The following is a 22,237-nucleotide window of genomic DNA, read 5'->3' on the forward strand; positions in this document are numbered from 1 at the left end:
CCCAGGACACGCTGTGAATACATCCTTGTACGCTCGTAATCGGCATCCATGCCTCATACGATCCTGGCAGAGGGGTATTCTTCCCTCCTGCTTTACTAGTAACTCCTATACGATCAAAGTGAACCAAACCTTTAAACAGAAACTCTTGCCACTTTTCTTCACATTCTTCATTCACTTTGCACCAATTGTCGATACTTTAATTCGTGTGAACAGACCCTAGCAGGCCACTTGAAAGTTGGCGGTTATCGCAGCTACCCGGTCACTCCCCCAAGACTCTGTGATCACCATACGAGTGCAGTTTGCGAAAGCACCTGACAGGCAAAATTTCTTCACTGTCACTTTGATGAACCGGCTGAAATCCCAGCCCAATAGAAACAGACAATCACCACCGATTGGATTGGTCTACATCCAGACCCGCGCCTGGCGGAGAAGTTATTCCTGCAGTGGTTGCCAGCATCCGTGATCTATAAGCCACGCGACCTCATGATCATTGTATTGGTTGAAGATCAACGGTCCGGATTGCTATCGATGGCACATTCATGCATAGAGACCTGCCTTACATCCTCCAGGAGCCCCTGGTCGGATTTGCCGGGGATGGCGAGCATATTGTCCAACCGGGCTTTCCCTGCACCCGCCCTGATAGCCTCCGGCGCCAGAACACAAGCCACCGAGTTGAAGGCCCCCAGCGTCTCACCCATAATACCTGCCCGGCGCACATTCGTTGGAGCCCCAAGCCCAGTGCCAGTCTTATCCAGGCGCTGCAGGCTACTCCCCGGTCGCTCGCGCTGTTTTGCCCCAGGGCTTCAACCGGACTTGTTATGACCGAATTCGCCGTCATCCTGCTCAGCACCATCCTGGTCAATAACTACGTGTTGGTGCAGTTTCTCGGCCTGTGCCCCTTTATGGGCGTTTCCAATAAACTGGAGACAGCAGTGGGGATGGCTGGCGCCACCACCTTTGTACTCACGCTGGCCTCTATCAGCGCTTATCTGGTGAACACCTATTTACTCGAGCCCTTCGGAATCACGTATCTGCGCACCATCTCCTTCATTCTGGTCATCGCCGTCGTGGTGCAGTTTGCGCGCCTGTTTATCGAGAAAACCAGCCCACTGATGTACCGGGTACTTGGGGTTTTCCTGCCGCTGATTACCACCAACTGTGCTGTACTGGGGGTTGCACTGCAAAATACCATGAAAGCCCATACGTTTATGCAGTCCACCCTGTACGGTTTTGGTGCCGCCGTGGGCTTCTCTTTGGTCCTGATTTTGTTCTCCTCCATGCGCGAGCGGCTCTTTGCGGCTGATGTGCCCCTGCCATTTCGCGGCGCTGCGATTGGTATGGTGACCGCCGGTTTGATGTCCCTGGCCTTTATGGGCTTTAGCGGTCTGGTATAGGGTTGCACGATGCTAGACTGGATCTCCGAACTCTCCTACCCCCTGCTGGTACTCGGTGGCATGGCGCTGGCATTCGGTGCATTGCTGGGGTTTGCCGCGGTACGCTTCAAAGTGGAGGGCGACCCTCTGGTAGAGCAGGTGGATGCCCTTCTACCGCAAACCCAGTGCGGCCAGTGCGGTTATCCCGGTTGCCGCCCCTATGCCGAAGCCATAGTCCACGGCGACGCTATCAACAAGTGCCCACCCGGCGGCCAATCCACGATCAATGCACTGGCCAATTTGCTGGACATGGAACCCATGGCCCTGGACGCCGAACACGGCGTCGAGGACGTAAAGAAAGTCGCTTTTATTCGCGAGGCGGAGTGTATTGGCTGTACCAAGTGCATTCAGGCCTGCCCGGTGGATGCTATTGCCGGCGCGGCCAAGTTTATGCACACGGTTATCTCCGACGAATGCACCGGCTGTGATCTCTGCGTGGAGCCCTGCCCGGTGGACTGTATCGATATGGTACCCGTGGAAACCCTCCTGCAGCATTGGCACCCTCAGAAACCCCGGAGCGACATCCAGCTGATCACCACCGACCGCCGCGACACCCGGAAAGCAAACAGGGGAGGTACAACTTGAGCCCCGATAAGGAAACCCAGAACGCTCGACAGGAACAGGCTCGGCGGCGCCAGGCGGTGGAGGAGCGGCGCACCGCCCGCGAGGCACAACGGATCGCCAACGAAAAGGCGCGGGAACTGCGGCCCAATGATTTTCCCGGGGGGGTGCACCCCGCCGGAAACAAGGATCAGAGTACTGGCGAGCCCATCGGCAGGATTCCCCTGGCCGAGGATCTGGTGGTCCCCTTGCTGCAACACAGTGGCGCCAGTGCTCTGCCACTGGTCAAACTCGGTGATGATGTACTGAAAGGCCAGAAGATCGCCGAAGCCGACGGCCTGGTAAGCTGTTCTGTGCATGCACCCAGCTCCGGCAAAGTTGTTGCAATAGAACCCTGTGCCGTGCCCCATCCCTCGGGGCTGGCGGAAGACAGTATTGTAATTCGCAGCGACGGCGAGGAGCGCTGGTGCGAGCTGGAGCCCTGTGAGGATTTTACCCAGCTGTCGCCGGTGGCGCTGCTGGATAAGATTCGCGATTGCGGTATTGCCGGCATGGGAGGGGCGGGCTTCCCTACCGCGGTGAAGCTGGACCCCCATGGCGGCACGGAAATCGATACCCTGATTATCAACGGCACCGAATGCGAACCCTATATCACCGCCGATGATATGCTGATGCGCGAACAGGCAGAGGAGATTATCGCCGGGGTAACAATACTCTCCTATATCCTCGATACGCCCGAGCGGGTACTGATTGGCATTGAGGACAATAAGCCCGAGGCCATCGCGGCTATGCGCGAGGCCGTCAGAGGTACGCGTTTTGATATTGTGGTATTCCCCACCAAATACCCCTCTGGCGGGGAGAAGCAGTTAATCCAGATTCTCACCGGCCGCGAGGTGCCCAACCAGGGGCTGCCAGCCAATGTGGGTATTGTGTGTCAGAACGTGGGCACAGCGCGGGCCGTCTATCGCGCTGTGCGCTTCGGCGAGCCACTCATCAGCCGGGTGACCACCGTTGTCGGCAGGGCCCTTGAGCGGCAGCGCAACATCGAGGTGCCCATCGGCACCCCCATCCGCCATATCCTCAAACACCATGGTATCCACCGCGGGTTGATGCAGAAAGTGATTATCGGCGGCCCCATGATGGGGTACACCATCGACGATGAGCGCGCGCCTGTGATCAAGACCACCAACTGTCTGCTGGTGCCAACTCGTGAAGAACTGCCCCCTGCTCCGGTAGCCCAGGCCTGCATACGCTGCGGTTTTTGCTCCGAGGCCTGTCCGGCATCACTGCTGCCACAACAATTGTATTGGTACGCTCGTGCCGATGATCAGGAGAAACTACAGGCGTACAACCTGTTCGATTGTATCGAGTGCGGCGTCTGTTCCTATGTCTGCCCCAGTAGTATTCCACTGGTGCAGTATTACCGCGCCGCCAAGGGCGCTATCCGCCAGGCCGATGCAGAGAGGGAAAAATCTGACCACGCCCGGGACCGCTTCGAGTTTCGCAAACTGCGCCTGGAGAAGGCGGAAAAAGAAAAAGAAGCCAAGCGCGAGGCCCGGCGCAAGGCTGCCGAGCTAGCACGCGAGCAGCGGACGCAAAACCCCGAATCCGAGGCGATCAAAACGGGCAAACCGCAAGCGGATATGGTGGCCGCCGCCCTGGCACGGGTCAAAGCGCGCCAGGAGGACCCGAAACAACTGCTCGCCCGCGCAGAGCGTTCGGCAACCAGTGCTGAGAGTCGCGTGGAGCGCCTGAGCGGCAAGCTTGCGGCCGCCAGCGAAAACCAGCGCAGCCAGTTGGCAGCGCAACTCAAAGCGGCGGAGCTGAAACTGCAGGAAGCCCGGCACAAGCTCACCCTGGCCAGGCGCCGCGCTGATCGCGACCCCGCGCTCGAGCCGGTGGATAAGGAGATCAATGCTGCTGTGCGCGCCATTGCCAAAGCCCGGGCCGCCGCCGAAACACGCGAGAAGATGAGCAGCGCCGAGAAACTTGCGGCGGATATTGAGGCCCTGCGCAACCGTATCGACAAAGCAGAGGTGCGCCTGCAAAAAGCCCGCGATAACCATGATACAAACCTGGAAGCCTTTCAGGCCGCCCTGGATAAGCTGCAGAAAAAGTTGGAAGACAAGATGCGTGAACAACAATCCGCACAGAATGGAGAGCCGTGATGTCCCTGATGCGCGCGACATCTCCACACGCCCGTTCCGGGGATAACACCGCCAAGGTTATGCTGCAGGTGGCCGCCGCCACCGCACCCGGTGTACTCGCCATGGTCATCTACTTCGGTATCGGCGTGTTGATCAATATCGCGCTGTGCGTCGTCACTGCCCTGTTGTGTGAGGCCGCGGTGATGAAATTGCGCGGCCGGCCGGCCGCTTTTTACCTGCGCGATTACAGCGCCTTTGTCACGGCCCTGCTGCTGGGCATCGCCCTGCCCTCCTATTGCGCCTGGTGGCTGCCGGTGGTGGGCAGCGCCGTGGCGATAGTCCTGTCCAAGCATCTGTATGGCGGTATGGGCTACAACCCCTTTAACCCCGCTATGGTCGGCTATGTCGTGCTGCTGATCAGCTTTCCGGTGGATATGACCCGCTGGGTTGGGGCCGCGGAGGTTATTGGCGGCGCACCGAGTATCAGCGAAGCTGTCTCCCTGGTATTCGGCAGCTATAACATCGATGGCTTTACCCGCGCCACACCGCTGGAAATCGTGCGCCTCAATGAATCCGTTCTGCTGTCGCAATTGTATGAAATAGAACCGGTATTCAGCAGGGGTACTTTTGCCGGGGTTGGCTGGGAAACCATCAGCTTTGGCTTCCTGCTCGGTGGCCTGTTCCTGCTGTTTCGCCGTGTGATCACCTGGCATGCGCCGGTGGCCATGCTCGCCACGCTGGCACTGCTCTCACTGCTGTTCTATGACAGTGGCAGCTCTCTGTCAGAGGGGTCGCCACTGTTGCACCTGTTTTCCGGTGCCACCATGTTCGGCGCCTTCTTTATCATTACCGATCCGGTCAGTGGCGCTACCAGCAATAAGGGGCGCCTGATCTTCGGTGCCGGCGTGGGCCTGTTCACCTATATTATCCGCGCCTGGGGCAGCTACCCGGATGCGCTGGCCTTTGCCGTGCTGCTGATGAATTTCGCCGCGCCCACGATCGATAACTACACCCTGCCCCGCACCTATGGCCACAAGCGGCCGCGCAGCGCCACCGACCTGGAGGAGCGCTGATGCTTAAACAATCCATGGCCACCAACGCTGCTGTCCTGACCCTGTTTGCCCTGGTTTGCGCCGGCGCCCTGGCGATTACCCAGATCACCACGCACGCATCCATTGAGCGTGCTATTCGCAAGGCATCCGCCAAAGCGCTGCTGGAAATCATCCCGCTGGACCGGCACAGCAATGACCTGCTGGTGGATACCTACCCCATTCCCAGGACCTATTGGAGCCGGTTGGGCCTCACCCAGGGTGGCGATATCAATCTGGCGCGAGGGGGGAGTGGGCGTATTTCTGCTGTGATTGTCCCCGCAGTAGCGCCGAACGGCTATTCCGGCCCCATCAAGTTGCTGGTGGGTGTCAACCGCGACGGGACCATCGCCGGGGTCAGGGTGACCAGCCACAGGGAAACTCCCGGACTTGGAGACAAGGTAGAATTGAAAAAAAGCGACTGGATACTGCAGTTCGACGGCTTGTCTCTGAAGAACCCGCCGGCCAATCAGTGGAAGGTGCAGAAAGACGGCGGTGTCTTCGACCAGTTCACGGGCGCCACTATCACGCCACGCGCGGTGGTTAACGAGGTGCGCCAGGTGCTTGAGTTTGTTGCCCGCTACCACGAACAGATTTTCAATGCCCCTATTTCCAAACGTGCGGTGGAAGTGGAAAACCCCGACGGGGATAAAACAAATGGGGCCGAAACTGAAAAGGATCAAAATTGATGGCAACGCCCGCCTACGGAGAAATCACCCGCAATGGCCTGTGGAAGAACAATCCGGCACTGGTGCAATTGCTGGGGCTCTGCCCGCTTCTGGCTGTGACCGGCTCTGTGGTGAACGCCATCGGCCTCGGCCTGGCAACCACCGGCGTGCTCACCAGCTCGAACCTGGCTGTATCCCTGGTGCGCCGACAGATGCCGGACACAGTGCGACTGCCTGCATCGGTGATGATCATCGCCACTTTCGTCACCTGCGTCGAACTCTTGATGCAGGCCTACACCTATGAACTCTACCTGATGCTCGGGATTTTTATACCGCTGATCGTCACCAATTGTGCTATTCTGGGTCGCGCCGACGCCTTCGCCAGCAAGAATTCGGCACTGCCTTCTTTGGTGGACGGCTTCATGATGGGTATCGGCTTTACTGCGGTCTTGATCACGGTAGGTGCGGTGCGGGAAATCCTGGGTCAGGGCACCCTGTTTTCCAATATGGATCTTTTACTGGGCCCCATAGCAAAGGACTGGCGTATCACGGTACTGGGAAGCCACTATCCCGGCGCGCTGGTCGCAGTACTCCCTCCAGGCGCTTTCCTTGTGACCGGCCTGCTGATTGCAGCAAAAAATGCCATAGACACAGGCATTGAGAAACACCGCAGCCAGAAAGTTAAAATTGTGCCCGGCTCCAAGCGCGTAAGGGTCACCGGCAGGATTGTATAATATCCGCTTACTGCCCAAGGCAGCTACTCAGATTGTTTCATTACAGGCCAGATAGCTGCCCGCTAAATACCTGTATCCCCCTGTATTTCAAGCTTTCAAGTCCCGCCGCCAGCGGATAAGCATACCGTGGTACGGGGCTGTGACCTGTATTGATGGCAAAAAAAATTGAACGGGCAAACTGTGACAAAACCCGGCTCGTATCTGCACAGCGTAACGTGTCCTTGTTCTCTTTTTAGGCGCGAAAAACGTTTAAAAGGCGTAGTTTCCGTGTAATTGAATGTAATCTTTTTATTGTCTCTTTTTAAAATTCGTTTGGCTAGAATGGAGCGATCAATCAACTTGAGCTTGCTGTCGATGCCAATAAAATAAGAAGAGGGACAATACTATGACTTTAGACAATGGGAAGTCGGATCTGGTCTACCACGGGCGCCGCGCCCAGAGAGCGGACAGCCGTGTGCGCCGCAAAGCCATCCTCGAGGCCACGCTGCGACTGATCGTGAAAGAGGGGATTCGCGGAATCCGACACCGTGCGGTAGCCCGCGAGGCCAATGTCCCCCTGGCTGCCACTACCTATTATTTCAAAGACCTCAACGATCTTATCAGCGATGCGTTTACGTATTTTGTCGAGCAGGGGCTGGAGAGTACGCGCCAACTGCAGGAAGAAAGTTTCAGCGCTGCGCGCAGCCTCTCCGCACAGGAACGCCTATCCCATAGCAGCCACAAATTGCTGGTCCAGCAACTGACACGCTTTATTCTTATCCATATACGCAGCCAGGCGAAGAGTAAGGACGAGCGCTTGATTGAACTGGCATTTCGCAATGAAGCGCTGCGCAATGAGCAGTTGACCCGTGCAGTGCATATGTCAAATCATGCAAAAGAAACCCTGATTCAGGAATTTTTCCATCTACTGGGGCTCGCAGACCCCGAAGCCGCAGCCCAAATTGTGCATGGCACCATTCTAAAGCTGGAATACGAGATCCTGAGCGATGCCATAGCCCTCGATTCCCCTCTGCTCGAACGCACAGTCACCATGATGGTCCGCGGCCTGATTCCCACCGTCGTTCCGGTTGTCGAGGCCGCAGCTTACGGTTGATTCCCGTTCAAGTGCAGCGGGCCGAAAAGCATTGCCACTCAGGCACTGCTTCGGCCTCCGCTCTTTGAGCAGCCTGCAGAAGGGAAACTTCCTGCGCAGGCTTATAAACAGGTCCCCGGCAAGGCCGCCACCCACTGACGCAACAGCTCTGCCCCCTCTTCATGTACAAGACTGCGCCCCAGTTCCGGCATCATAGCGCCCGGATCGGCAGATTCGACACGAAAATTGAGAATTGAGCTGTCCGGTTCCCCCGGCACTATGGCAAACAAACGTTCACCACTACCTGTGCCCGCCGCCACAGGTGGTTTGCACAAGCCCAGCCTGCGCCAGTCTGTCTCGCTGTGATTCAGCATCAGCCCGGAGGTATCTGCCGCACCAGCCGGGTTATGACAGTGGCCGCAATTGATATCCAGGTAGGCACGCGCCCGCGCCTCCAGGGGTAAATCGGCATCGGAGAAGCTGGCCAGGCTGGGGAGGCTGTCAAGTTCTGGCAGCCCACTGAGATAGCCAATCTTCTGCCAATACACCAACTGATTCTCAGTACCACCGCGATAGGGATAGCGCTTGTTCAGATGCCTTGCCCTGGGGCCCAGTGGCGAAATCTCCCTGCCGGTAAAATTGTCTGCATGACACCCAGCACACTGGTTTGCATCGGGCACAACATAGTTAAATGCAGAAGTTTCTCCCCCCACCGCTTTCAAATGCAAACGGCTGACTTCGCCGGCAATCTCCAAAACCGCCTCGGTCTGGGCCGCATTCCACACATAGGGAAGAGCCTGCCAGCCATCCTCACGCCTGACCAACAGGCGGGTTTCCATCAGGCGTACCCGCGCCATGTCCAGCGCCTCTCCAGCCCGGCCCGGTGCATAATCATCGGCAAAGTTGTCTGTGCGCAGTACGGCGCCATCCCCTCCCTTTGGGTAGTAGAAAGTTTTACTCAAAATAGTACCGACCGGGTACTCGAATTGCTCCTTGTCGTATATCGCGGAGGTTCCGGCCGGCATCCAAACCGTGCGCAACTTATGCGCATAGTCGGTAAAGAGCCCGGTATTCAGATCGTAAGGCACCACCCCGGCGTTGGGCGTTAAAACACCGTCAACAACCTCAATCAGGTGCCAGTCACTAAGATGCGCCGGTATGGCATCGACACCAAAGACCGCAACTTGCGACCGCGGTTTTTCACAGCCGCTCACACCAGACAGCACCGCGGCCAGCAGTAAAGCTACAATGCTTCCCCGCAATACCCAACTACTCATTTGCACCCTCTATTACTGCCAAATGGTCTTCACCCTCTTGCTTCGTGTCCGGCTGGTCAAAATCCAGCATAACCTGGGGCAGTTTACTAAGGTGGCACTTGTGGGGCGCAATATCCGTGGAGATATTCTTATAATCGTTAATGAAATCCACATTGACGATACCCGCATCGCCATTGTCCATACAGAGTCTCAAGTCATCAGGTAACTTTCCATTGACTAATTTTTCCGAGTTAATGACACCGTCCCAGAGCACATCCGGAAGACTGCCGTTCAATCCAAATTTGGTCAGTTTAAGTGCTTTCAACTCCAGACGATCGGGGGAAGTTCCGCCACCAACAAAATGATTGTTGTAGATATAAATACCTTCAGGGTAGGGATCGAAGTCCTTTTGCGTAGATTTATCGCTATAGTAGCCAGAGGTGAAATAACTACTAACCACAATGTTGGCGGTATCGTTATCGGCTATCTCGTTATTGAATATCTCAACCTTGTCATTTGAATTAATAACCACACCAGACCCGGCGGGAACCGCTGCTACAGGTGTGCCCTCGTGACCAAAATTCTCCGTATTGTTTTTAAAAATTTTATTGTTGTATACGCGGGTACTGTGGCCAGGCTGTGGCAGATTTGGCATATTGAAAACCAGAATACCTCCGGTGTTGTTTGTCGCCACATTGCCATACACATCCGCACCAATGGTATTTTCTATCTCTATGCCTGCCACGTTAAATTCAGCGCGGTTATTGCGCACAATCACATTGCGCGATTGTCCCACGTAGATTCCCGCATCCGATGCGCCAATCGCAACAGAGCCTTCGACCAGTGTATTTTTGGTCTGCACCGGATAAATACCATAAGCGCCGTTTTCCGTCGCGGGACCATTGGTCCACTCGACACGAACATTGCGAATAATGATATTTTCACCTTCATTGACCTTGAGTGCATCGCCAATGGTGTCTTCAATGGCCAGATCCTCAATGATGAAATTACTGGCATTAACCAGTAACCCTTCAGCTCCCTGTATCTGATTTTTAAACGACAGAATCGATTTATCCATTCCTGCGCCGCGGATGGTCACTCCGTCGATATTCAGGGAAAGACTGCGATTGAGCTGGAATTTTCCCTCGGGAATCTGCACAACATCCCCAGGCTTTGCTGAAATGAGCTGACTGAGCAGTTGTTTTTGAAAATCGTAGGCCACTGTGGCATCAACCACATTCGCCCGATCTGTTTTATCACCTTGAGAGCACGCTGAGGCAAATACCACCGCCACAATCGCTCCCATGTAAGACAAGGTTTTCATGCTTCTTCCTTTATTCGGATTATTGTCTGTAGTCGTTTGGATCAGGCATCAATGAGTACGCTTGTACCAATTAAATCCCGTAAAATAACAACCATATGCAAGCCTGTTGATAGTATCCAACCCTTATTCCCGCTTCAAGACACGATTGTCCACTTGCCTGCCCATCAGGGATTCCATAACCCGTTTCATTGCCAATCCTGAAATACCCTCGCAGCAGTACGAAACAAACTGGTTTTCGGAAAATCATCTCGGCTGGCGGCACCAATTCCCCGCACCGTAAAAACCCGGCACCCTGTTTTTGGCTGCCGGGTCTTACAATTTTTGACCGATCCACCCCCCGCTCTGACCCCCTGCCTCAATGGCAAAATTTCAATGCGCTATTGACGCAGATCAATTTATGTTTATAATTTTCAGAAATTTCTGAAATTAAGAAAATGAAACTTCCCAGTCAAACTCAAGCCTTTGTTCTGCATTTCGGTGAGATGGGCAGCCGCTGGGGGTTTAACCGTACCGTCGGCCAACTATTTGCCCTGCTCACCATCCATCCCACCCCTCTCAATGCCGAACAATTGGCCGCGGCCCTCAAAATCAGCCGCAGCAATGTCAGCATGGGCCTCAAGGAATTACAGGCCTGGCGCCTGGTGGAACTGCACCACCAACCAGGGGACCGCAGAGACTATTTCACCACCGCCGGCTCCATCTGGGATCTGGCCCGCACAGTGTTTGAAGAGCGCCGCAAGCGCGAGTTGGACCCCACCCTGAGCTTGCTGCGCCAGCTATTGCTCAGCGAGCCCCAAGACAAACAGGAAGACCAGGCTCAGGAGAAAATTCAGGAGGTCTACAGCCTACTGGAGTTACTGGAGAAATTTGCCAACACCTTGAGCAAGCTAGAGCACAAGGACCTGCTTAAATTGATGAAGTTGGGCTCCGGCATTAGCAAACTGCTGGAATTCAGAAGCAAAATGAGTGGGGGTGTGCCAAGCTCCAACCAAAAGCGCCTTCCCTGAATCCAAGAAGGCCATCGCACCTTCAGGCTTTGGCGCAATACAGGCAATCTTGAGCGGGTTTTATTCGGGTGTGGTAAATAGAAATACTGCCGATCCTGCACCAATATACAAGCCCAAGAACAGTATGGGGGAAACGCCACCCCGGAGATGTTTTTGGACAACAACCGAGTAGCTCGGGTAGAGCCGTTTGGTTATCCGGTTAACACTATGTCCGACCAGCAGAGGTTTCCATGTTAGACACTTTGATCCTCTCCAGAATACAGTTCGCCACCAATATCAGCTTTCATATCCTCTTTCCCACAATCAGTATCGCACTCGCCTGGATCATTGTTTTTTTCAAACTGCGCTACGACCAGACCAATAACCCTGTCTGGATGCGCGCCTATCGTTTCTGGGTCAAGGTATTTGCCCTGACCTTTGCCCTTGGGGTAGTCAGCGGTATCACTATGTCTTTTCAGTTCGGCACCAATTGGCCGGGCTATATGGCGCAAGTGGGGAATATCGCCGGGCCGCTTCTGGGTTATGAAGTGCTTACCGCCTTTTTCCTGGAAGCCACTTTCCTCGGTATTATGCTGTTTGGCATCAAACGCGTTCCCAGTAAAGTCCATACATTCTCCGCTTTTGTTGTGGCTGTTGGCACCACGCTTTCGGCCTTTTGGATCATAGCCCTCAACTCCTGGATGCAGACCCCCGCCGGCTTTGAGATGCGCGATGGCGTCGCTTATCCTGAAAGCTGGATGGACATTATTTTTAACGCCTCCTTCCCCTATCGCCTTACACATATGCTGCTGGCCTCCGGGTTGACCACAGCCTTCTTTGTCGCCGGCATCTCCGCCTACCGTATTCTGAAGGGAGATCCCAAGCGAGCTCCGCGCCTGGCCCTGAAGACCGGCCTGATACTGGCAGCAGTATTTATCCCTGTGCAAATGTTTGTGGGGGATTTACACGGCCAGAATACGCTTGAGCATCAGCCGCAAAAAATAGCGGCCATGGAAGGCGCCTGGAAAACGGAAAACGGGGCCCCTCTTGTGCTCTTCGCCATTCCCGATGGCAAGGAAAAAACCAATCATTTCGAGATTGCCATTCCCAAGATGGCCAGCCTGATCCTTACTCATGACCTGAACGGGGAGGTAAAAGGTATCGAAGAGTTTTCCGGTGATCACCCACCGGTAGCCCCGGTATTTTTCGCCTTTCGGATTATGGTTGGCATGGGCCTGCTGATGCTGGTCGTGGCCTGGGGAAGCTGCTATCTTTTATTGCGACGCAAATCGCTACCCCGCTGGGCGCTGAAAACCCTGGTAGCAATGACTTTCTCCGGCTGGGTGGCCACTCTTGCTGGCTGGTATGTTACTGAAATTGGCCGCCAGCCCTGGCTGGTTACGGGTGTATTGAAAACCGCTGATGCTGTGACCCAGATTCCGCCCGCCCACGTCGGCCTCTCCCTGACCCTTTATCTCATCGTCTACGCCATTTTACTTTTCGCCTACATACACACATTAAAAGTCATGGCGCTGAAATCCGTCAAAGTGGAGGAGTTTGAAACCGCCGAACCCCTCGCGGGAGGAAGTCTGACCAATCTGCCCGATTCAACCCAAAAGCATCCCGGGGGAGACTCCCAATGAGCGAGAGCGCCTCTGCAGCCACCTATTGGTTACCCGTTATCTTCATCGGCTTGATGGGCCTGGCAGTTTTCATCTACGCAGTTCTCGACGGTTATGACCTGGGCGTGGGTATTCTCCTACCCCTGGGCGAACAGGAAGAGCAGCAGCGGGATCTTATGATCGCCTCTATCGGGCCCTTCTGGGATGCCAACGAAACCTGGCTGGTATTGGCCATTGGCCTGCTGCTGATCGCCTTTCCCATTGCCTATAACCAGGTGCTCATGCACCTCTATCTACCTGCTGCCATTATGCTCATAGGGCTGATTATGCGCGGAGTCGCTTTCGACTTTCGCACAAAGGCCGCGGTGAACCACAAGCTGGCCTGGGACAGAACCTTCAAGGCAGGCTCTCTCACCACCAGCCTCGCCCAGGGCTATATGCTGGGCCTGTACGTAATGGGATTCAGGCCGGGCTGGGAGGCACAGTTTTTCTCCGCGCTCAGCGCCCTGGGTGTGACTGCCGCCTATAGCTACATGGGGTCGGCGTGGCTGATCCTGAAAGCCGAGTCAGACCTGCAGAAACGCGCAACGCGATGGGCACGCCGGGCGGGGCGCGCGACACTGGTGGGGGTCATTGCTGTCTCGGCCATCAACCCCCTGGTCAACCCCAGTGTCTTCGACCGTTGGTTCACTTACCCACTGGTCATGTTTGTTCTGCTGGTCCCAACCCTGTGTTTTCTGGCGTTTATTTTCAATGACTTTTTACTCGCACGAATCCCCAAAACCAATGACAGGCACAGCGCACTGCCATTCGCTACGGTGGTGCTTATTTTCCTGATGTGCTTTATCGGATTGGCATTCAGCTTTTATCCTGACATAGTGCCGGGAGAAATAAACATTTGGCAGGCAGCCAGTGCCAATGCCTCACTCCAGTTTATATTGGTGGGTGCAGTGATTGTGATACCGATAATTCTTGTGTACACCGTGTTTTCATATCGGGTGTTTCGTGGCAAGGCAACAGATTTGCGCTATCATTAGCAGAATAAATTCTATTGATAACATCTACCGCAATTAATCGAATTAATTCTTTTAACGCGGAACTAACCCACAAATCTAACAAAATTCTCTTGCTCTTCGAAATTGGTACGATGATAATGATCAGTTCCAGACGACAATTTTTTACAAGGAAGTAAAGCGCAATTTTAACAGGTACTGGTTTGCGCTTGTCTAAGGGGGGAATACAACTTGAATCAAATTGACCGACGCGCTATTAGCCGACGCGATACTGCCAGTCCGCGCAAGCCACAACGTAAAAATGGCCGCGAGAAGTACGAAAAACTCCTCGATGCGCTGGAAACGCTCATCTCTGACCAGGATTCTACTGATATCAGTCTGGCCAACCTGAGTCAGGTGGCCGGGGTTCCCGCTGCCTCTGTTTACCATTTTTTCCCCAGTGTAGATGCCAGTCTCACCGCATTGGCCGAACGTCACTACAAATCTTTTGGCGATTTGGTACTGGAGTACTCAGATTTTCTACCCACGGAAAGCTGGCAGGATATGCTCTATCAACTATGCGACCTGGTACGCAACTACTATGAGGAGAATATTTCTGCATTAAAGGTGCACTACGGTCCGCAGTCCAGCTGGGCACTGCGCCAACTGCAGATGGAAAATAACTGGCGCCTTGCCGATACCCTGATCAAAAATTTATCTCGCGAGTTCGAATTGCCGCCATCACAGGACTGGCGTGACCGCTTTATGTGCGCGATCAACATCAATGATGCATTCTGCTCCCAGGCTTACTCGCGCTTCGGACGAATTACCAACGAAGCTGCGGCCGAAGGAAAGCGGGCGGCAGCTGCCTACCTTAAGCTGTATCTGGGCGAACTATTGCAGCGGCGCCAGTTGCGCTTTGCCCCGATGGAAGCAATGGCCTGAGGAATTCAGGCAAGAACTTGCTCAACAAACGTCGGGTGGAGAACCCGACAATAAGCCCGAAAATTTCTATTATCGGGTTTATTTTTCCCTTATATCACCCTATGTCTTCAAGCACCCAGTTTAGCGGTGCTGTTTACACAGTTTTCTATTTGCACCCCAATTATTTTACTGCCCATCAGGCTCAATCCATTGCCCTCATCAATCTACAGCCTGTTTCCTATCCACACTATCCCTAGAGCAAGCTCTCGGCTCCGAGTCCAAACTGACTGCCGAATCACCACCGCGCAGGCCCTTGAGACACACATAAGTTTACACAGTAGCCCAGTATTGCAACGGAGACTGCCAACCAAGTCATGGCGGACCTCTTTGAGAGTCGGTTCTTTGCCATATTCTTCGGGAACAGGCAGTTTGTGACTGCACAGACCTAAACTAGAATAGGCAGTACAACTCTAACCGAGCCAAGTGGAGGTTCTCTTATGTCCATAGCCTCACACGAACTTTTGCTGGATTTTCCCGAGTATGCCGATATTATCAGGCAACTGCTAACCGAAGACGTGAAATTCAAACTGGAAAACGACCTTTACCGAAGATTGGACAAACAGATTCGAGGTCTTCAGGAAAGCGGCATCGGCACTGACGACGATCACTATGCCAGTCTCAAAAAGCAGCGAGCTTACCTCAAACAACATCTGTATAACCGTATCATTGGCACTATTACGCATCACTAGATTAGCGCAGACTATTTTCTGGACATTGCCTGCACCATTTTGCACACTCAGCGGGAAGGACAATCAGACCAGGTGGGTAGCGCTATGCAACTCTATTTGACTTATTCCTCACCTTTTGCCCGCAACGTCCGTATCGTCATCCATGAACACAAGCTACAGTCTTGTGTCACAGAACACTTTGCCCACCCATTTCACAATCGCGAAGAGTTAACCTCCAGCAATCCTCTCGGCAAGGTACCCTGTCTGAGCCTGGACAATGGAACCACCATCATGGACAGCGAAGTCATCTGCGCCTATCTGGACAAACAGCTGGGCGACGGCCGTTTAAGCAAGGCCCTGGACGAGGACTGGGACCTGAAAACATTTTGTAGCGCCAGCTCCGGACTTATGGAGGTACTGGTACTACGGCAGGTGGAAAAAATACGCGAGCGAGAGGGGCTGGTCTCGGATTTTTGGTGGCAACGCTATAATCGCGCAATTGATCGCACCCTGAATTTTTTCGAATCCAAGGTTGCCCAGTTCCCCAACGCACTCAGCCTGCTTCATATCAGTCTTGGCTCTGCACTTTCCTACCTGGACTTCCGGCACGAGGATTTTGACTGGCGCAGTGAACGGCCGCAATTAGCTGTTTTTTCCAAGACTCTGGAAACGCTTGAAAGCTTTAGCGCCAACACCCTGCACGAATAGTTCCAGCCTTTTCATGCTTGCCGGGTATTACAATCCTGCCAGGAAATATTTCACTCAATTGACATAGCCACCCCTGTTAGCTCGAGCACATTAGAGACGCCACTATGATCGAACCCTTTGCGGATGGATTTGTCTCTGCAGTGGTAGTGGTTAACTGGGTTTTCAAAGAGTCCGGGCAACCCCTGAGCTGGAAGCTGAAGCCCTTGCGGAAATGAAAAATCCGACAAGTCTACAATAGTAAAAAATACCCAGCAGATTATTTATTTCAACAACAACAGAAAAACCTTATATAGTAAAGAGTTGAGGTCTGCATTTCTTTTTTGATGGAGATGATTCCGGTGTTAATAAAAATAAATTCCCTTTATGTCGTTTTATTAATCAATCTATTCATACTGGCGCCAGCAAGCTTCGCTGCCACTGAGGAGGAAGTTGTGACTGCTCCCGTAACCCGTGAAGGTCCCGTCCAGGGACAACCAAAGTCAAACCTGTTTTGGTGGCCCGATCAACTCGATCTCAGACCCCTGCGCCAGCACTCCCCTAAATCCAACCCCATGGGCGATGAATTTGATTATGCTGAGGCATTCAAGACCCTCGACCTCAAAGCGGTAAAGAATGATATCGAGGTGCTGTTAAAGACTTCCCAGGACTGGTGGCCGGCCGATTTCGGCCACTACGGTCCATTTATGATCCGCATGGCCTGGCACAGCGCAGGTACCTACCGAATCGGAGACGGTCGCGGTGGCGCCCGCGGTGCGCAGCAGCGATTCGAGCCCCTCAACAGCTGGCCGGATAATGCCAGCCTGGATAAGGCGCGGCGACTCCTCTGGCCGGTCAAGCAAAAATACGGCCGCAAACTGTCCTGGGGCGACCTGATGATCCTCACCGGCAATGTCTCCCTGGAATCCATGGGCTTCAAGACTTTCGGGTTTGCCGGTGGTCGGGAAGATGATTGGGAGCCGGACCTGGTCTACTGGGGCCCAGAAACCATCTGGCTTGCGGACGAGCGCTACACGGGGGATCGCGAACTGGAAAAGCCTCTGTCGGCCGTGCAGATGGGCCTCATTTACGTGAACCCCGAAGGCCCCAATGGCAATCCAGACCCAATCGCGGCCGCCAAGGATATCCGCGATACTTTCGGCCGTATGGCCATGAACGATGAGGAAACAGTAGCACTGATCGCCGGTGGTCATACCTTCGGCAAGGCCCATGGCGCGGTCAAGGCAGATTGCCTGGGCCCCGAGCCCGCAGCCGCACCCATAGAGCAGCAGGGATTCGGTTGGAAAAACAAATGTGGTAAAGGCAATGCGGATGACACTATGACCGCCGGCCTGGAAGGTGTATGGTCGGCCGCGCCAATTAACTGGAGCCAGCAATATCTGAACAACCTGTTTAACTTCAACTGGGTAAAAACAAAAAGCCCCGCGGGAGCGATTCAGTGGATGCCCGACGACCCCAGTGCAGCCAATCTGGTACCGGATGCTTTCGATAAAAACAAGCGCCATCCGCCCATGATGTTTACAACAGACCTGTCGCTGAAGCTGGACCCGAGTTACAAAAAAATCGCCAAGCGCTTCCAGAACAACCCGGAAGAGTTTCAGCGCGCCTTTGCCAGAGCCTGGTTCAAATTGACCCACCGCGATATGGGCCCCCGCGCACGGTATCTCGGCATTGAAGTGCCGGACGAGGATCTTATTTGGCAGGACCCGGTACCCAAAGTGGACCACCCACTCATCAATGACGAAGATATTGCCCAGCTTAAATCCAAGATCCTCGATTCGGAACTGACCATACCGGAACTGGTGAGAACCGCCTGGGGCTCAGCCGCCACCTTTCGCGGCTCGGACCTGCGCGGTGGAGCAAATGGGGCGCGTATTCGCCTGGCACCACAAAAGGACTGGCCAGTTAATGACCCCGATGAACTGGCCAAGGTACTGGCAAAGCTGGAAGAGATCCAACAGGATTTTAATGATGCGCAATCCGGCGGAAAAAAGGTATCCCTCGCCGATATCATCGTCCTTGGTGGATCGGCAGCCGTGGAAAAAGCCGCGGAGGAAGGCGGACATCAGGTTCCGGTGCCCTTTACAGCGGGTCGGGCAGACGCATCCCAACAACAGACAGACGTAAAGTCCATGGCCATGCTCGAACCAAGCGCCGATGGTTTCCGCAATTATTTCGGTGCGGGTAACGGCAGAACCCCGACAGAATTGCTGGTGGACCGCGCAAGCCTCCTCACCCTGAGCGTGCCCGAAATGACAGTGCTTATCGGTGGCATGCGCACCCTCAACGCCAATACCAAGCAAACACCCTATGGTGTCTTTACTGATCGTCCCGGGACTTTAACCAACGATTTTTTCGTCAACCTGCTGGATATGTCCACTGAGTGGTCAAAATCAGAGAAATCGAAAGGGATCTATGAGGGAAATGACCGCAAGACCGGCAAAGCCAGGTGGCGCGCAACCTCCGTAGACCTGATCTTTGGCTCAAACTCCGAGTTGAGAGCTGTCGCCGAGGTGTATGCCTCCAATGATGCCCAGGAAAAGTTCGTTAAGGATTTTGTGAGTGCCTGGACCAAGGTCATGAATCTGGATCGTTTCGATCAAGACGGTACGTGATTAGAAGGCTTTGCATGAGCCCAGCCGGGATAAATTTGCGGTGGTGGGAAAATTTGTTGGGTTCGAAAAAACTTCCGGGAAAAAAACCGGGCGTTCGCGCCCGGTTTTTTTATTGAGTACGATCAATCCGGTATCAAAACCGATTGCCTGGGCAGGGCGGCCTGCCAAAGGCAGGCACACACAATTAAAGCAGCGGGGTTTTCACAGGGTTGCACCAATATTTTGAGGTCCCCAGAAAATCTCGGGCTGTCGGTAAACAGAACTCAGCTACCACTTCTAAGGTGGCGATCAAAGAAATCCTTGATCATAGTATACTGGTGAATTCGAGTCTTTTTGCCACGTAAACTGTGCTTTTTACCCGGATAGGTCATCAACTCAAACTGCTGACCATTATCCTGCAATTGCTTGATCAGCCGCGTGGTATTGGTGAACAGCACATTGTCATCCGCCATACCGTGGTAGATCAGCAGGTCCCCTTGCAAACCCTCCACATAGGGGAAAACCGAAGAGGCCCGGTAGGCATCCCCGTCAGAAACCGGATTGCCCATATAGCGCTCCGTGTAATGGGTATCGTAGAGGGACCAGTCTGTCACCGGCGCACCGGAAACCCCCGCTTTTAAAATATTTCCTGCTTTAAACAGGCTCATTAAGGCCATATAGCCGCCATAGCTGTGGCCATAAATGCCAATATTGCTCCTATCCACAAAGGGCAGCGAGCGCAGAAACCTTACTCCGGTCATTTGGTCTTCCACCTCGGGGCCGCCCATATTCCTGAATATGGGATTTTCAAAGGCGGTACCTCGATTGGCAGAGCCGCGGTTGTCCAAGGAAAACACAATATAACCCTGCTGGGCCATATATTGATTAAACTCCCTATCCCAGCTGTTACTCACCACCTGCGCATGGGGGCCGCCATACACATAAATCACAACCGGGTAACGTTTACCCGCGTCAAAGTCCGCGGGCTTGTAAAGGCGATAATGCAGTTGATGCCCTTGGGGTGCTTGGATACTGCCGAACTCAGGAGTGATCCAGTCGTTCCTGTATGGATGTAAAGGATGCCCTTTGACAACCGCATTTTCCTCCAACCAGGTGATCCGCTCGCCACCGGTTCGGTGCAGACTAACCTGGGGGGGGATATCCACGCTTGAGAATGTATCGATATAACCCGAGGCATCCTCAGCAAACTTAATGCTGTGCATACCTGGGCGTTTGGATAAACGCTGAATACCCCCCTTGCCCTGTAATGGCACTGCGTAGAGATGCCGCTCTAACACAGTATCCTTGCGTCCTGTGAAATAAACCATTCCGGTTTTTTCGTCTACAGCTTCCAGCGCATCTACCACCCAGTCTCCTGAGGTTAACTGCTTAAGCAGCTTGCCCGCCAGGGTATACAGGTAGAGATGCCTGTATCCATCTCTCTCGGAGGACCAGATAAATTGATCGCTATCTTCCAGAAAATACAAATCGTCGCTCAGGTTAACCCAGGTATCACTGGACTCCGTCAGCAGGCGGCGGGTAGTCCCACTTTTCAGATCGAATAAGCGCAGTTCCAGTTTCTGCTGATCGCGGGACTGCCATTGGAAACTCAGCAAATCCTCCCGCGCCCATTCCACCCGGGGGATATAAATATCCTGTGCTTCACCAAGGTTAATCCAACGGGTTTTGCCGGACTTTACTTCTATCACCCCCAGGCGGATTTTTACATTGGCGCGGCCCGCAGCTGGATAGCGCTGGCGGATCATATCGATTCGATCTGCATAAATCTCGCTGCGGGTTATTTCATCCACCGGCGACTCATCCACTTGCAGGAAGGCGATATAGCGATCATCCGGGGACCACCAGTAGCCGGTCATACGACCCATTTCCTCCTGAGCAACGAATTCCGCCATGCCATTTTTGATCGGCCCTTCGCCATCGGTGGTCAAGGGGCGCTCTACACCACTTGCCAGGTCAACAACGAAAATATCCTGTTCGCGAATAAAAGAGACCTGTCGCCCCAGGGGAGAAACATGCACATCGGTCTCGAAAGCTTTCGTTTCGGTCAGCCGTCGCGCGGACCCGGTTCTGAGTTCGTAATAGTAAATATCTCCGGCAAGGGGAAACAGCAGAGACTTGCCATCTTCAGACCAACTGTATCTCATAATACCGCTTCCATAGAGCCGCTGCCGTTCCCTCCTGGCCTTTTCCTCATCGGACAGGGTCTCAGCGCCACTGTGCAGACTATCGGAATTCACCAGGATGCGGGATTGACGGTCGGCAATGTTGTATTCCCACAAATCGTGGCGGTTGTAGTCTTCTTCACGCCCTTTTAAAAAGGTCACGCGACGACCATCGGGCGAATACTCCAACGCACGGGGCACAGACCCTTTCAAAGCGGGGTCGGAGAACAATCGCTCTATAGTGAGCGGCTCTGCAGAACCAACTTCCGCAAAGACAATACCGATCAGTGCAAGCAATATTCGTTTCATAGGGCAACTCTTTATTTGAAGGACTCACCAACCCGCCTGTCCAGTGAATTGACACTGCCAGTACTAAGAGCGGGATTAATCAATACCCCGACAACCGGGTAGAGCGCGGGGTCAGTGCAATATAGGAAATTGCTTTACCAGCTGGCGCGGTCGCTTGCGACACAGACAAGGTCACCCGGCACCAAACCAGTAGGTTCTAAAAGCCCAATTAGACTGGTAGATGAACAATACTACAAATCACTCAGCAAGGCATCGATTTCTAAAAAGTCACCCTGTAAAAGAGAATGTGTAGCACCTCCGGGATGACTGGCAATCAATCCTGCTGCTTTCATCAGTTTTAAGGTACCGGCTCTGCTTAAGTAGCATTGACAGTGACCCGATCTTCCTTGGGATTCAGAAAATCCAGGGAAGAATGAACAAATGACCTCTCTTATACGCTGCACAAGTAAATACCCAGCGGCAAACCCAGATTGATTCACCGTCAGGAACGAACGCAACCAGGTCTTCCTCTAAATCCGAGCCGGATTGGTTGTCGGACGCATGATTACAAGAGGCATGGTACGACCGGCTTGTTTACTTCCTTCAACACGTTGACCGGGAAAGTGATTGGAAAGGTGGCGAACAGGACAAATAGCAAGGAGTTCCTGTCATTTTTGATGCTGGTCAACCGACGCACGAATCCAAATAAAGATTTCCATATTATTTTGGACAATCTCAGTGCGCACAAAACGAAAGCCGTTCGTGATTGGGTGGAATCGCGTCCGCGTATCCACTTCCAGTTTACCCCTGCCAGTTCGTCTTGGTTGAATGCGGTATAGGCGTGATTTGCTCAACTGGAGCGCGGAGCGTAGTACCGGGGAGTGTTCACCAGTGTTTCAGAGCTGAGGTCAGAACTGGAACACTTTATCAAG

20 protein-coding genes are annotated in these 22,237 nt (G+C 53.8%); 15 read left to right on the forward strand and 5 right to left on the reverse strand.

Annotated features, from left to right (window positions below; translation table 11 throughout):
* Window positions 1–506: 506 nt before the first annotated feature.
* Window positions 507–698, reverse strand: coding sequence for a hypothetical protein (locus tag ACL7TT_RS07605; RefSeq protein WP_299942573.1), 192 nt, complete (start codon window positions 696–698; stop codon window positions 507–509).
* Window positions 699–818: 120 nt separating this feature from the next.
* Between ACL7TT_RS07605 and rsxA the strand changes: the two genes are divergently transcribed.
* From rsxA to ACL7TT_RS07640, 7 genes are all read left to right on the forward strand, one after another.
* Window positions 819–1,394 carry an electron transport complex subunit RsxA gene (gene rsxA / locus ACL7TT_RS07610; RefSeq protein ID WP_299942574.1) on the forward strand — a complete coding sequence of 192 codons (576 nt, stop codon included), beginning with the start codon at window positions 819–821 and terminating at the stop codon, window positions 1,392–1,394.
* A 9-nt stretch (window positions 1,395–1,403) separates the two neighbouring features.
* Complete coding sequence (gene rsxB / locus ACL7TT_RS07615) at window positions 1,404–2,018, forward strand: electron transport complex subunit RsxB (RefSeq protein ID WP_299942576.1); 615 nt, start codon at window positions 1,404–1,406, stop codon at window positions 2,016–2,018.
* A 116-nt stretch (window positions 2,019–2,134) separates the two neighbouring features.
* Window positions 2,135–4,162 carry an electron transport complex subunit RsxC gene (gene rsxC, locus ACL7TT_RS07620; protein ID WP_413394538.1) on the forward strand — a complete coding sequence of 676 codons (2,028 nt, stop codon included), beginning with the start codon at window positions 2,135–2,137 and terminating at the stop codon, window positions 4,160–4,162.
* On the forward strand, window positions 4,162–5,214 hold the full coding sequence (locus tag ACL7TT_RS07625; RefSeq protein WP_413394413.1) for an RnfABCDGE type electron transport complex subunit D: 1,053 nt from the start codon (window positions 4,162–4,164) through the stop codon (window positions 5,212–5,214). Before rsxC ends, ACL7TT_RS07625 begins: the two co-directional genes overlap by 1 nt.
* Window positions 5,214–5,918: an electron transport complex subunit RsxG gene (gene rsxG / locus ACL7TT_RS07630; RefSeq protein ID WP_299942582.1), complete on the forward strand. Its 705-nt coding sequence runs from the start codon at window positions 5,214–5,216 to the stop codon at window positions 5,916–5,918. Before ACL7TT_RS07625 ends, rsxG begins: the two co-directional genes overlap by 1 nt.
* A complete protein-coding gene (locus tag ACL7TT_RS07635) occupies window positions 5,918–6,631 on the forward strand; it encodes an electron transport complex subunit E (protein ID WP_299942584.1) in 714 nt (237 codons plus the stop codon). Before rsxG ends, ACL7TT_RS07635 begins: the two co-directional genes overlap by 1 nt.
* Window positions 6,632–7,016: 385 nt before the next feature.
* The gene (locus tag ACL7TT_RS07640; protein WP_413394415.1) at window positions 7,017–7,724 is read left to right on the forward strand and encodes a TetR/AcrR family transcriptional regulator; all 708 of its coding nucleotides are present in this window, start codon (window positions 7,017–7,019) and stop codon (window positions 7,722–7,724) included.
* 101 nt (window positions 7,725–7,825) lie between these two features.
* On the opposite strand, the gene ACL7TT_RS07645 is transcribed toward ACL7TT_RS07640, so the two are convergent.
* Window positions 7,826–8,980 (reverse strand): SO2930 family diheme c-type cytochrome, encoded by a 1,155-nt coding sequence (locus ACL7TT_RS07645; RefSeq protein WP_413394417.1) that lies wholly within the window; start codon window positions 8,978–8,980, stop codon window positions 7,826–7,828.
* Window positions 8,973–10,283 carry a parallel beta-helix domain-containing protein gene (locus tag ACL7TT_RS07650; RefSeq protein ID WP_299942590.1) on the reverse strand — a complete coding sequence of 437 codons (1,311 nt, stop codon included), beginning with the start codon at window positions 10,281–10,283 and terminating at the stop codon, window positions 8,973–8,975. Before ACL7TT_RS07650 ends, ACL7TT_RS07645 begins: the two co-directional genes overlap by 8 nt.
* A 434-nt stretch (window positions 10,284–10,717) precedes the next feature.
* Between ACL7TT_RS07650 and ACL7TT_RS07655 the strand changes: the two genes are divergently transcribed.
* The 7 genes from ACL7TT_RS07655 (at window position 10,718) to katG (ending at window position 18,855) form a co-directional block, all read left to right on the forward strand.
* Window positions 10,718–11,290, forward strand: coding sequence for a GbsR/MarR family transcriptional regulator (locus ACL7TT_RS07655; protein WP_299942592.1), 573 nt, complete (start codon window positions 10,718–10,720; stop codon window positions 11,288–11,290).
* Window positions 11,291–11,520: 230 nt separating this feature from the next.
* A complete protein-coding gene (locus tag ACL7TT_RS07660; protein ID WP_413394419.1) occupies window positions 11,521–12,912 on the forward strand; it encodes a cytochrome ubiquinol oxidase subunit I in 1,392 nt (463 codons plus the stop codon).
* The gene (cydB, locus tag ACL7TT_RS07665; RefSeq protein ID WP_299942596.1) at window positions 12,909–13,928 is read left to right on the forward strand and encodes a cytochrome d ubiquinol oxidase subunit II; all 1,020 of its coding nucleotides are present in this window, start codon (window positions 12,909–12,911) and stop codon (window positions 13,926–13,928) included. The genes ACL7TT_RS07660 and cydB overlap by 4 nt, the downstream gene beginning before the upstream one ends.
* Window positions 13,929–14,135: 207 nt before the next feature.
* Window positions 14,136–14,828, forward strand: a complete 693-nt coding sequence (locus ACL7TT_RS07670) for a TetR/AcrR family transcriptional regulator (RefSeq protein WP_299942598.1) — start codon at window positions 14,136–14,138, stop codon at window positions 14,826–14,828.
* 476 nt (window positions 14,829–15,304) lie between these two features.
* Window positions 15,305–15,556, forward strand: a complete 252-nt coding sequence (locus ACL7TT_RS07675; protein ID WP_299947714.1) for a YdcH family protein — start codon at window positions 15,305–15,307, stop codon at window positions 15,554–15,556.
* Between the two features lie 84 nt (window positions 15,557–15,640).
* Window positions 15,641–16,243: a glutathione S-transferase N-terminal domain-containing protein gene (locus ACL7TT_RS07680; RefSeq protein WP_299947716.1), complete on the forward strand. Its 603-nt coding sequence runs from the start codon at window positions 15,641–15,643 to the stop codon at window positions 16,241–16,243.
* Between the two features lie 329 nt (window positions 16,244–16,572).
* On the forward strand, window positions 16,573–18,855 hold the full coding sequence (gene katG, locus ACL7TT_RS07685; RefSeq protein ID WP_413394539.1) for a catalase/peroxidase HPI: 2,283 nt from the start codon (window positions 16,573–16,575) through the stop codon (window positions 18,853–18,855).
* A 263-nt stretch (window positions 18,856–19,118) separates the two neighbouring features.
* On the opposite strand, the gene ACL7TT_RS07690 is transcribed toward katG, so the two are convergent.
* A complete protein-coding gene (locus ACL7TT_RS07690) occupies window positions 19,119–21,326 on the reverse strand; it encodes a S9 family peptidase (RefSeq protein WP_413394422.1) in 2,208 nt (735 codons plus the stop codon).
* A gap of 230 nt (window positions 21,327–21,556) precedes the next feature.
* Window positions 21,557–21,823 (reverse strand): hypothetical protein, encoded by a 267-nt coding sequence (locus ACL7TT_RS07695; RefSeq protein ID WP_413394547.1) that lies wholly within the window; start codon window positions 21,821–21,823, stop codon window positions 21,557–21,559.
* On the opposite strand from ACL7TT_RS07695, the gene ACL7TT_RS07700 reads away from it, so the two are divergent.
* Window positions 21,797–22,144, forward strand: coding sequence for a transposase (locus ACL7TT_RS07700; protein WP_413394424.1), 348 nt, complete (start codon window positions 21,797–21,799; stop codon window positions 22,142–22,144). The two genes, ACL7TT_RS07695 and ACL7TT_RS07700, sit on opposite strands and share 27 nt — an antisense overlap.
* Window positions 22,145–22,237: the final 93 nt, after the last annotated feature.

The sequence above is a fragment of the Microbulbifer jejuensis genome, from assembly GCF_047289955.1.
Classification (GTDB): Bacteria; Pseudomonadota; Gammaproteobacteria; order Pseudomonadales; family Cellvibrionaceae; genus Microbulbifer.

Excerpts from the sequence above, each read along its gene's own strand:
- ACL7TT_RS07605 (WP_299942573.1), bottom strand. The coding sequence starts at position 698 with ATGGGTGAGACGCTGGGGGCCTTCAACTCGGTGGCTTGTGTTCTGGCG.
- rsxA (WP_299942574.1), top strand. The coding sequence starts at position 819 with ATGACCGAATTCGCCGTCATCCTGCTCAGCACCATCCTGGTCAATAAC.
- rsxB (WP_299942576.1), top strand. The coding sequence starts at position 1,404 with ATGCTAGACTGGATCTCCGAACTCTCCTACCCCCTGCTGGTACTCGGT.
- ACL7TT_RS07625 (WP_413394413.1), top strand. The coding sequence starts at position 4,162 with ATGTCCCTGATGCGCGCGACATCTCCACACGCCCGTTCCGGGGATAAC.
- rsxG (WP_299942582.1), top strand. The coding sequence starts at position 5,214 with ATGCTTAAACAATCCATGGCCACCAACGCTGCTGTCCTGACCCTGTTT.
- ACL7TT_RS07635 (WP_299942584.1), top strand. The coding sequence starts at position 5,918 with ATGGCAACGCCCGCCTACGGAGAAATCACCCGCAATGGCCTGTGGAAG.
- ACL7TT_RS07640 (WP_413394415.1), top strand. The coding sequence starts at position 7,017 with ATGACTTTAGACAATGGGAAGTCGGATCTGGTCTACCACGGGCGCCGC.
- ACL7TT_RS07645 (WP_413394417.1), bottom strand. The coding sequence starts at position 8,980 with ATGAGTAGTTGGGTATTGCGGGGAAGCATTGTAGCTTTACTGCTGGCC.
- ACL7TT_RS07650 (WP_299942590.1), bottom strand. The coding sequence starts at position 10,283 with ATGAAAACCTTGTCTTACATGGGAGCGATTGTGGCGGTGGTATTTGCC.
- ACL7TT_RS07655 (WP_299942592.1), top strand. The coding sequence starts at position 10,718 with ATGAAACTTCCCAGTCAAACTCAAGCCTTTGTTCTGCATTTCGGTGAG.
- ACL7TT_RS07660 (WP_413394419.1), top strand. The coding sequence starts at position 11,521 with ATGTTAGACACTTTGATCCTCTCCAGAATACAGTTCGCCACCAATATC.
- cydB (WP_299942596.1), top strand. The coding sequence starts at position 12,909 with ATGAGCGAGAGCGCCTCTGCAGCCACCTATTGGTTACCCGTTATCTTC.
- ACL7TT_RS07675 (WP_299947714.1), top strand. The coding sequence starts at position 15,305 with ATGTCCATAGCCTCACACGAACTTTTGCTGGATTTTCCCGAGTATGCC.
- ACL7TT_RS07680 (WP_299947716.1), top strand. The coding sequence starts at position 15,641 with ATGCAACTCTATTTGACTTATTCCTCACCTTTTGCCCGCAACGTCCGT.
- katG (WP_413394539.1), top strand. The coding sequence starts at position 16,573 with ATGATTCCGGTGTTAATAAAAATAAATTCCCTTTATGTCGTTTTATTA.
- ACL7TT_RS07690 (WP_413394422.1), bottom strand. The coding sequence starts at position 21,326 with ATGAAACGAATATTGCTTGCACTGATCGGTATTGTCTTTGCGGAAGTT.